Source organism: Stieleria sp. (assembly GCF_041595215.1).
GTDB lineage: Bacteria > Planctomycetota > Planctomycetia > Pirellulales > Pirellulaceae > Stieleria > Stieleria magnilauensis.
Genome location: NZ_JBFHKV010000165.1, coordinates 1 through 10,617, shown reverse-complemented (window position 1 = coordinate 10,617; position 10,617 = coordinate 1). Strand labels below are relative to the sequence as shown.

The following is a 10,617-nucleotide window of genomic DNA, read 5'->3' as shown; positions in this document are numbered from 1 at the left end:
GTAATTTGCCGGTTCTCCAACGCAAATTTGACGAGACAATTGTCTGCGTAACTTAGCGGTATTGGGCTAAAGCCTGGACACCAGCGCATGTTGGTGTCCAGCCTTCAGGCGCATCCCCACGCGCTGCGAAGCAACGACCGGACCTCGATCAATCAGCTTAGCACTCCCGGCAAAATCCCCGTGCTATCGGCGAATCGCTCGTGCCCGGTTCCGAATGCGTTCAACATCGCGGCATACAGATTCGCTAGTGGCGTGTCGCGACCGAAAGACAGGTGTTGGCCGGTGGCGATGCGTCCGCCGCCGCTACCGCCCAGCAAGATCGGCAGGTTGTGCGGGTTGTGGCTGTTTCCGTCACGCAACCCAGACCCGTACAAGATCATCGAGTTGTCGAGCACCGTTCCCTCGCGTTCTTTCATCGAGCGAAGTTTTCCGAGCAAGTAGGCGTACTGTTCCACATGCCAACGATTGATCAGTTGATACTGACGCAGCTTGTCTTCGTTGTTCTGGTGGTGCGAGGTGTCGTGGTGACCGCCGGAAACACCATCGAGGAACGAAAAGTTTCGGCCGCTGACGGCGTTGCCGAACATGAAGGTACAGACGCGTGTGGTGTCGGTTTGGAACGCCAACGCGATCATGTCCAACATCAACCGAACCTGCTCGACATAGGCGTCGGGACGTTCTTCCGGAGGCCGGTTTTGGCGGTCCAGCTTGACCAGCGGTTGCCATTGTGTGGCTCCGCCGGCATCCTGGTTCTGCAAGCGTTTCTCGACTGATCGGACCGATTGCAGGTACTCTTCCATCCGCTGTCGATCCGCCGCACCGAGTCGATGCTTCAACTGATCGGCATCTTCCAGGACGCGGTCCAATAGCAACCGATCACGCTGAGCCGCTCCCTTGTTGGGGTTGCCGGCGCGGAACAGCCGGTCAAACACCAGATGCGGATTCAACTCCCGCGCCAGCGGACTCGTCGGACCGCTCCAGGCGATGTGCGATCCATAAACGCGCGTGTAACCGACGTTGGTGTCGACGCCGGTCGTGACCGGATCGATGCCGAGTTCCAGCGACGGCAGCGGTGTGAGTTTCCCAGCGTAATCGGCGGCCACCTGATCCATCGACCGCCCGTTACAGTTCAGATCGATCCCCAATGACTTGTTGATCGTGGTGCAGGTCAAGAATCCAGAACACTTGACGTAGTGTCCGTCGCCGAAGTTACTGGCCTGGTTCCACAAATTCGTCAGCACCAACAGCTGATCCTTGACGTCGGCCAGTGGCTCCAATGTTGGTGACAAGTCGAAATCGCGGCCGGTCTTCTCCGGCGTCCACATGTCCTGCCGAACGCCGTTGGGGACGAACAGCGCCGCCATCCGCAGCGGCGAGTCCTCCGGTGCCTTGCCCTCCGATTCGGCCGCCGAAACCTTGCCGGGCATCATTGCTTCGAGCCACGGTAACGCCAAAGCCGCCCCCGCACCACGTAACAGCGTACGACGTGATAGCGGCATCTGACGATTCGTCTCGTCGTCCAAATAGACGTTCATGTGTTTCATCCTATTTTGAATGTTCGCTTTCATTGTAGCTTGTTGAAAACAAGCGAAGCTACGAACCCTGCTTGTATCGAAACGGCACGCTCTTGACGATCTCTAGAATCAACGTTTGGGCTTTGTAGTCGTCTTCGGCCAGTTTTCGCGTGATCGACTCGACCACACAAGCGTCTTCATTGGTCAGTCCACGAGCCAAAGCATAGCCGAGCATTTTGGACGTCAAATTCCGCATGAACTGCTCTTTGCGATCCATCAACAGCCCCTTCAATTCGTCGGGCCCGTTGAACGTCTCGCCGCTGGGAAGCTGTCCACTGGCATCGATCGCGACACCATCGGCCACCGTCCGCCATCGGCCGAGCACGTCATAGTTTTCCAGTCCGAACCCGAGTGGATCCATCGCCTGGTGGCAGGAGGCGCAGACCGGATCCGATCGATGCTTTTCCAATCGCTCCCGCAGCGATGACGGCTGGGCGGCATCACCGGTTTCTTCCAAGGCCGGCACATTCGGCGGTGCCGGCGGTGGTGGAGTACCCAACAGCGTTTCCAACACCCATTTCCCGCGCAAAACGGGACTGGTTCGGTGCGGGAACGATGAAACGGCCAACACCGCGCTCATGCCCAATAACCCGCCACGATGGTCCTTCTCACTGAGTTCGACCTTCTTGGGCTGCTCACGAAACTCACCCTTGACCATGTAATGCCGGGCCAACGTTCGATTGACGTAGGTAAAATCAGAATCGATCAAGTTCAGCAGCGAACGGTTGTCGGCCAGCAAGTCTTCGAAAAAGAAGATCGGCTCGTACTTCATGCCGCCTTCGAGTTCGGAGTCGTACTTGAGCGCGACGGATTTGTCGGGTTTGAATTCGCGTCCGAGCGCTCGCGTGCCCAACCATTGTTCGACAAAACTGGTGGCGAATTCACGGACCTTCGCCCCGCGTCGCAGACCGCGGCGGTCGACGTCACTGCGTAACATCCGGGCGACCTGCTGTTCCAAAACGTCGTCGTCGTGCAACTTGCCTTGCGCCGCTAAACGCATCAGTTCGTCGTCCGGCATCGACGCCCACAGAAAGTACGACAGCCGCGATGCCATCTCGTACTGTGAAACCAGAGTCGGTTCGTCGGTTTCGGCGGCTTGTTCGAACAAGAACAAAAACTTTGGCGACACCATCGCGGCGACCAACGTGAACTCGATCGCGCTGATGTACGACTGGTCTTCCTCGTAGACTTGATTGAACAGCTGAGTGTATTCGTCGATTTCTTCCGTACTGGCGGGACGGCGAAACGCTTGCGGCAGGAATCCGGCGAGCACTTCGCGGGCGGCTTGTTCCGGTGACCGTTTGTCGTTCGGCGTGGCGGTGATGATCCGTTTTCGATCGTCGGGGTCTTTCAACGCGTGGCCGATCGCCGACCGTGCCGCATCCAAATACTTTTCCGCATAGATCGGCGAAATGAACAGCGTCTCCGCCGCGTTGTCAAACCCTTCGCCGCCCGCTCCATCGTCGGGCAGCGCGTGGCCCGCATTGATGGGAATGCCCAGCAAGTCGCGAACGGTGTTGGCGTATTCGGTCCGGTTCAGCCGTCGCAACATCGGGCCGCCGGGCTGAACCCCGTCGTCGCAGACCGCTTGATAAATCGTGTCGCGAATCCAACGGACAAACGCCGAGCGGCTCTGCTGCGATGGCATCTCGGAATCCGACGGCGGCATCTGGCCTTCGTGAACCCGTGTCGCAATTCGGTTCCAAGCCTCGATCGAACTTGCGACGTCTTCGGCTGATGCGAATCCCTCCAAGTCCAATCCCGACTCCGCATCTTCGCCGACGTGGCAATCGATGCAATACGATTGCACGAACTCAACGGCACCTTCAGCGGTCAATCCCTTCGAACCCGAGTCGTCGGTACCTGAGTCGACTGCACGCGCGTCTTCGGCACTGGCGAAAGGTCGTTCCGAACCGCACAGGTCTGCAAAGATAACTGCCAGTGACAACACAACCACAGGCGCGCAAACCGATTGGGCAAATCGTAATGCCATAAGAAACTGTTGAGGTGGGCAGGAGCAGCCCGGGTTGGCAATCTGAGTTGCCACACGGGATTCTCTCTTCATTGTAGGATGGGCTGGTCATTATAGACGACGATGCCCTCGACGAATACTCGAATCGAATCGGTTCGTCCGTCAATTCGACGCCTCCGCGATTGCCCACCCCCTTCCCCAAGAGTTGCCCTCCATGAACGATTCGCGATTCCGACCCGATCAACCGCCGCGTTTCTCTTTTTCACGTCGCCACGCGCTCAAAACCGTCGCCGGGCATTCCCTCGCGCTGCCGATGATCGGCTCGTTGTGTCACCCGACCGCGTTTGCAGCGGAGGAGGTCGCCCCCCGGAATCGATTCCCGCGAATGATTCAGGAGTTCTTTGTTCACCAGTTGCGACAGTTTGAAAACGAACACCGACGAACGCTGAATAGCTTGAAGACCGAGCAAGATGCGTGGCGTTATGTTGAATCGGTTCAAGCGAAGTGTCGCCAGTCCTTTGGCACCAATCCGGACAAGACACCATTGAACGCCCGCGTCACCGGAACCGTCCAGCGCGACACCTATCGAATCGAAAACGTGATCTTTGAAAGCCGTCCCGGGTTTCCTGTCACGGCGAACCTCTACATTCCCAACGACGCAAGCGGGAAACTGCCCGCGGTCGTGGGAACCTGCGGCCATTCCTCCAACGGCAAGGCCGCCGAGCCCTATCAAGCGTTCGCACAAGGGTTGGCGCGACTCGGTTATGTCTGTTTGATCTACGATCCGATCGGACAAGGCGAACGTTTGCAGTACCCCGATGAAAACCTGAAATCCGAAATCGGCGTCGGTGTCCGTGAACACCTGCACGCGGGCAACCAACAGTTTCTTGTCGGCGAGTTTTTTGGCAATTGGCGCGCCTGGGATGGAATCCGCGCCCTCGATTATTTGCTCACCCGCCCCGAAGTCGATCCACAGCGGATCGGCGTGACCGGCAATTCCGGCGGCGGGACGATGACCACCTGGTTGTGTGGGCTGGATGACCGTTGGTCGATGGGAGCCCCGGCGTGTTTTGTTTCCACGTTCCGACGCAATTTGGAAAACGAATTGCCGCAAGACACCGAGCAGTGCCCGCCGGATGTGTTTCCTCTGGGACTGGACCACAGCGATTTCCTGGCCGCGATGGCGCCCAAGCCCATCATCATCCTGGCCAAAGAACAAGACTTCTTTGACGTTCGCGGCGCGGAAGAGACGTACGAGCGACTTCGCCGGCTGTACAAATTGCTCGGCGCCGAAGACAATGTGGCGCTGTTTGTCGGACCGACCGGGCATGGATACTCGCAAGAAAACCGCGAGGCCATGTATGCCTGGTTCAACCGTGCGGTCGGATGGGACGATCGACAAACCGATGGCCTGTTCGACGGCGTGTTGACCACGACGGGTAAGGTTCCCTTTACCGCCGAGCCGGACATTCAGATCGAGAAAGACGAAACGCTTTGGTGTACCCCCGAGGGACAAGTCGCCCGGTTGGACGGCACTCGCACCGTCTTTAATTTCACGCGCGAGAAATCCGAGCAGCTCGCGAAGAAACGGAACAGCCCGCGCGGACAAACGCTGCGTTCGACCCTGATCGATGTTCTAAAGCTGAACCTCGATGGCCTAAAGGTCCCCGACTATCGCAACTTCAGCTACCTGAACGCAAAGGGATACCCTTCGAAGTACGCGATGGGTTACACCGTGGCAACCGAACCGGGAATCCATGCGATCGTCTATCGCTTGACCGACCAACGCTGGCATTCACGTCCGCCGCGCGCCGGCAAACGCGCCGTGCTGTACGTTTCACATTTGTCCAGCGACGCCGAACTGCGTGACGAACCGCTGATCGGTGAACTGATTCAATCCGAACCCGAAACGCCGTTCTTCACGCTCGACGTCCGGGGCATCGGCGAGTCACTTCCCGGCACCAGCCAACCCGGCACGTTCCACAGCCCCTACGGCAGCGACTACCTGTACGCCATCCACAGCGTGATGCTGGGGCGACCCTACGTGGGCCAGAAAACGTTTGATGTGCTACGCGTGCTCGACTGGCTCGCATCGATCGGTCACACCGAGATCCATTTGGCGGGACTTGGCTGGGGAACCCTACCAGCAACCTTCGCCGGCGTCCTCTCCGATCACGTCAAGCAGGTGACACTGAAGCAAGCGCTGACATCGTATTCCGCGATTGCCGAAAGCGAGCACTACGACTGGCCGCTGGCGACCTTGTTACCCGATGTGCTCGCCCACTTCGATCTGCCAGACTGTTACGCCGAACTCGAATCAAAACACCTCAAGCAAATTGCTCCCAAGTAGAGTAAGCCCAAAGTGGCGTAAGCTTCCAGCTTGCGACCCCCAAAGCGGAGTACGCTTCCAGCTTGTGACTCCCCAAAGTGGCGTACGCTTCCAGCTTGCGACCCCCCCGCCGCACCGGCGGGCCTACAAAACAGGAATGGCAGAATGATCGGCTGGCAGAATGATGAAATAGCCATTTGACTTATCCCCGAATCATCCTGCCACTTCAATCCTTCAGTCTTTACACCACCCTCGTCCACTACGGCAATTGCGGCACGACGACATTCCCCGCGTCATCGACCGGGTAGACCGCGTCGTGCTGCTGCAGGGCCTCGATCAAGCCTTGCATCATGCGTTTGAGCACCTTGGGCCGAGACTTGGCCAAGTTGTTCGACTCAAAGGGATCGTCGGCCAGGTTGAACAACTCGTAGTTCCCATCGCTGAACTGAATGTGACCACCGGTGGTCTTCGTTTCCGGCAGAGCGTGGTAGATGACTTTCCAGTCCCCGTCACGCCAGACGGTAAAGTAATTGCTGCGGTGCGGCCCGTGCGGATAGTGCATCAAGAATTGCTGCGGGCGATCGGCGTCGGTTTGTCCGGTCAGCAGCGTTTGCAACGGTGCCCCGTCGACGACGTGACTTTCCGGGACTTCTGCCGCGGTGAGCTGCGTCAACGTGGGGAACAAGTCCTCGACCGATGCGACTTGGTGTTGAATCGTGCCGGCGGGAATCGAAAGGGATTGCTGCAGTGCGTTGTCCGGATTCGGCTTTGCCCACGCGGCGATCAACGGCACACGCATGCCGCCATCGTAGTGTGCGCCTTTCTTTCCACGCAGCGGTGCTGCACAAGCGACCTCGTGCTGATGCCCCAGCGGCGCGTCGCTGCCGTTGTCACCCAAGAAAAAGATCAGTGTGTTCTCGGCGACACCGAGTTCGTTGAGGTGGTCCAGCATGTCGCCGAGCGATTTGTCCATGCCTTCGATCAACGTGGCAAAGGCCTGCGCGTTGGCGGGTTTGCCTGAATCCTTGTAGTGGTCGGCGAAACGCGGGTCGGAATCGAACGGGGCGTGGACCGCGTAGTGCGAGAAATACAAATAGAACGGCTTGTCTTGTTCCACCGTTTCGGTCACGCGTTGCTTGGCTTCGATCGTCAACGCTTCGGTCAAGAACGTGTCGCTGCCATGGTACTTGTCCAGTCCGGGGACTGCGTGGTGGGCGCGTTTGGTTCCCGCACCGTAGTTTTTTTCCGCGTAGTAGCTGCCTGGGGCTCCAAATGCGGCACCGGCCACGTTGACGTCAAACCCCAAGTTCAGCGGCTCGGCCCCCTCGTGCCCTTCCGGTCCGAAGTGCGCCTTGCCGACGTGAATCGTCTTGTAACCACGTCCACGCAGCACGCCCGGCAACGTCACGTCGCCTTCTTTCAACCCTGCCCAATTCCAATTCGGTGCGCCGTTCTTTCCCGCGTTGTCCTGCCGCGGGTTGATCCAGTTGGTCGTCCGGTGCCGAGCGGCATTCTGCCCGGTCATGATGCTCACCCGCGTCGGCGAACAAACACTCATCGCGTAAAACTGGTTGAACCGAATGCCTTGCGCGGCCAACCGTTCCATCGCAGGAGTGCGGTAATAATCGTTCAGAGGGTAACGTTTCGGATTCCCCGCCTCATCGGTCAAAAAGGGAACGGACGTGTCCATCATTCCCATGTCATCGACCAGAAAAACCATGATGTTGGGTTGTTCCGCGGCGACGGAGACATTCGGCAGGGCGGCCCATCCGGCGGCGACCACCAAGAACGTGCAAAGAAACTTCATGACAGGAGATGTCTGTGGAGGGAGAGGATCAAAGTGAATCGGTGAGAATAGATTGTAGCTGCTTTGTGTCAATCGAGCGCGCGGTGAGATCGGTTTCCAGGCATCATTGATGTGGACCAGACAGACGGGAAGCCTGCCCCACCTGCCGCTAAAGCGGCCCTTCGACTTGCAGCCAATTGAGGCAGGTATTGGAACCCTCTGCACCGGAGCCGATGTCAACGGTCAACCGTCCGTCTTGGACAGAAATCTCTCGCGTGACTTCGATGAACTCGCCCTCGGGCGTGCTGATCCGGTCGATCAAGGGGTGCCCTTCGACGGACACCGATTGCGTCGACTGTTCGTGTCCCGCATCTCCGACACAGAGGCTGACGCGATAACGTCCGTCGGCAACGCGACACTCCCAGGTGGCCGTTTTGCGGGTGAAAACGAAGGAATCGCCCGGCCCGTCGATCCGATTTCGTTTGCGATGGTTTTGGCTCAGATCGTCGGTCCACCCGTATCCCCGCTCGCGATCAAAACGTTGGCCATGGTCGGCAACGAATCCGTCGTCCACGCCGACACCGGGACCGCAAAAATCAAAGGATCGATTCGGTGCGCTCGTCTTATCCGGCACACCGTCTCGATCGCCGGGCAACTTACGACGCTCGATTTCGAACCGGATCGGTTCGTTCGGCGTGAATAACAACGCATCGTCTTGATCGGGGATGCCATCGCCGTCTGCGTCGTCGAGACTGATCCGATCGAATTGCCACGCGTCCCAGCCCTGTTGTTCAATCACGTTCCACCAAAGCTGACAAAACGCTCCACGCGTCCCCGACGTCCACTCCCGCGGTACCACCAAGCCTTCGCTTTTGGCCACCACTTCGGCGATCCACTCTGAGCTTGCCGGATCATCGGGCCGAAAGTCGACGTCGTGAATTCCGAGGGGAAGCAGCCCCAGTGCTGCCAAACGGTTGATCGCGACAAACGCCGGATGCCCCGAATCCAAATCCCGAAATGGCCACAGCAGAATCGGAGTCGCGGAATCGACTTGACCGCACAATGCATGGCGAATCGATTCCAGCAACGCTCGATCGTACGGAATCTCTCGCGGCGCCACGCCGGCGGCGAGCGCAACTGCGGCCGTCGCTCCGGCTGCCTGTCCGACGTGAATCCGTTGATCGTGCAATCGGATCGCGGCACTGACGATGCTGCTGAACCCCAGATTGCCCTGCGCCCCCAGCAGCCCGTCAAATCGTTCGGGAACCAAACTTCGCAGCGGAAACACGCTCCGGTCACTCAAAAAACTGGTGTGTCGCAGCGGTTTGTGATAATCAATCCAAGGTCCCTGGTTTCCGTTCCCGTCGGCGTTCTCGCTGATCAAATATGTCCGCCCGGTACGGTGGAAATCGTAGTGAAACTGCCAGGCAAACAAACCATCGGGATACATCACGGCGGCGAAGCGTGGCGTCGCCTTGGTTTTCGTTTCGCCGTCACGATTGCGACCATCTTGCTCACGCATCATGTACATCGCTTTCAAACGCAGTGACTCGCGGATGTAAGGCTTGGGCGGCAATCTGTCTGGTGTTCCGAATTCGTCGCTCAGATGAAACCGACGAAAGGAATTGGTTCGGTCGGCCGCACGCTGATGAACAAAGTTTTGCAGGTGATACAGCACCCCAAGTGCGTGTTGTTTGGCGTCTCGAAAGATGATCTCACGCTGCGCCCGCGACAGAACCACAATGTTCTTCTGTGACGCGCCAGGCTCGGTGGCGTCGAGGGCATCGGCGACGTGGGCCGGCAATCGTTCCAGCGGATAATCCTGGCCGTTCATGTAGTTCAGCAGAATCGCGGTTTTGCCGTCGCGACTGGTTCGGCCTTCGACAATGCGACGAACGGAGTAGACGCTCAACTGCCGCTTCGAAGTCTCACCGGCATCGGGCCAATGCCGGATCGCACCCAGCCCCACTCTCTTGACGTCCCAATCCAGGCTGCGAAATTCGTTCAAACTGAAATGCGTGGCGCGGGGATAGTTTCGATCGTCGAATCGTGGTGGCTCGGCGATCGGTGTCTCCTGATCGGACTCCTCAACGATCATCGCCCAAGTGATCGGATTCATTTCATTCTTCGGCGCGTTCTCTGGAGCACTCGGTTCGCCGTAACGTGACGGTGGATCCGGTCCGTATTCGAACGCGGCCCCTGACACTTGAATTGCATCGCCCCAATCCGAAGCGTCGATCGTGATGTTCGCACGGACGTGTAAATCCGCTTCGGATCCATCGACGGACGCAAACCACAGCCCCGACAACTTGGGAATCGTCCCCGACCGCTCGACGTCCGCTTTCACCGGGTAACGATCGGTCACCAGCACAACTTGGCCGTTTTGCAAATAGGGGCGCATCATCTCGCGGAAGATGGCCTCCGCTTCCGCCGGCCGAAAGGTGGACGGCCCGTGGTGGGGCCGTCCCGGCATCGGCGAGCCGTACTTTGCCGTGTTGAACGCCTCGATCCGATCCATCAGTTCTTTGAACAGACCGAAACGGTGAAAGGAACGCTTCATCGGATGCCAGTCCACGCCCCAGCCGACTTTGCCGACGCCCTTGTTTTCATCGACGCAGGCCAGCGCTTGTTCGGTAAATTGGCCACCCAGCCAGCGACCGTCGTGGACAACGACGATTTTCTTGACGCCCAATCGCGCGGCTTGAATCGCCGCGGCCCAACCTGATTCGGTCCCGCCGACGATCAGTACGTCGGCATCCATCTGTTCCGCCGACTTCGCATCGGGAATGAAAACCAACAGGCCAATCAGGAGAAGAAAGTAATATCGCATCGTGCAATAACCCAGATCAAGGACGCAACAAGCAGTGAAGAAGTGTCGAGTTCAAAACGTGGGTGGGGCTTTCAGCCCGCAACGCTGACACGACAGACGGAAATCCAATCCCACGCGTTTCCCGCG

Annotated in this window: 5 protein-coding genes; 1 reads left to right on the top strand and 4 read right to left on the bottom strand. The window is 58.4% G+C overall.

The features are described from left to right. Positions 1 to 152: 152 nt before the first annotated feature. Positions 153 to 1,535, bottom strand: a complete 1,383-nt coding sequence (locus tag ABX749_RS08920; protein WP_372895666.1) for a DUF1552 domain-containing protein — start codon at positions 1,533 to 1,535, stop codon at positions 153 to 155. A gap of 58 nt (positions 1,536 to 1,593) precedes the next feature. Further along, a complete protein-coding gene (locus ABX749_RS08915) occupies positions 1,594 to 3,411 on the bottom strand; it encodes a DUF1592 domain-containing protein (protein WP_372895665.1) in 1,818 nt (605 codons plus the stop codon). A 349-nt stretch (positions 3,412 to 3,760) separates the two neighbouring features. On the opposite strand from ABX749_RS08915, the gene ABX749_RS08910 reads away from it, so the two are divergent. Beyond that, positions 3,761 to 5,896 carry an alpha/beta hydrolase family protein gene (locus ABX749_RS08910; RefSeq protein ID WP_372895664.1) on the top strand — a complete coding sequence of 712 codons (2,136 nt, stop codon included), beginning with the start codon at positions 3,761 to 3,763 and terminating at the stop codon, positions 5,894 to 5,896. 238 nt (positions 5,897 to 6,134) lie between these two features. Here the strand turns inward: ABX749_RS08910 and ABX749_RS08905 are convergent, their stop codons facing one another. Beyond that, positions 6,135 to 7,682: a sulfatase gene (locus ABX749_RS08905; RefSeq protein WP_372895663.1), complete on the bottom strand. Its 1,548-nt coding sequence runs from the start codon at positions 7,680 to 7,682 to the stop codon at positions 6,135 to 6,137. Positions 7,683 to 7,830: 148 nt separating this feature from the next. Beyond that, positions 7,831 to 10,491, bottom strand: a complete 2,661-nt coding sequence (locus ABX749_RS08900; RefSeq protein WP_372895662.1) for an FAD-dependent oxidoreductase — start codon at positions 10,489 to 10,491, stop codon at positions 7,831 to 7,833. Positions 10,492 to 10,617 lie beyond the last annotated feature (126 nt).

Coding starts and splice junctions, on each gene's coding strand:
- ABX749_RS08920 (WP_372895666.1), bottom strand. CDS start 1,535: ATGAACGTCTATTTGGACGACGAGACGAATCGTCAGATGCCGCTATCA.
- ABX749_RS08910 (WP_372895664.1), top strand. CDS start 3,761: ATGAACGATTCGCGATTCCGACCCGATCAACCGCCGCGTTTCTCTTTT.
- ABX749_RS08905 (WP_372895663.1), bottom strand. CDS start 7,682: ATGAAGTTTCTTTGCACGTTCTTGGTGGTCGCCGCCGGATGGGCCGCC.
- ABX749_RS08900 (WP_372895662.1), bottom strand. CDS start 10,491: ATGCGATATTACTTTCTTCTCCTGATTGGCCTGTTGGTTTTCATTCCC.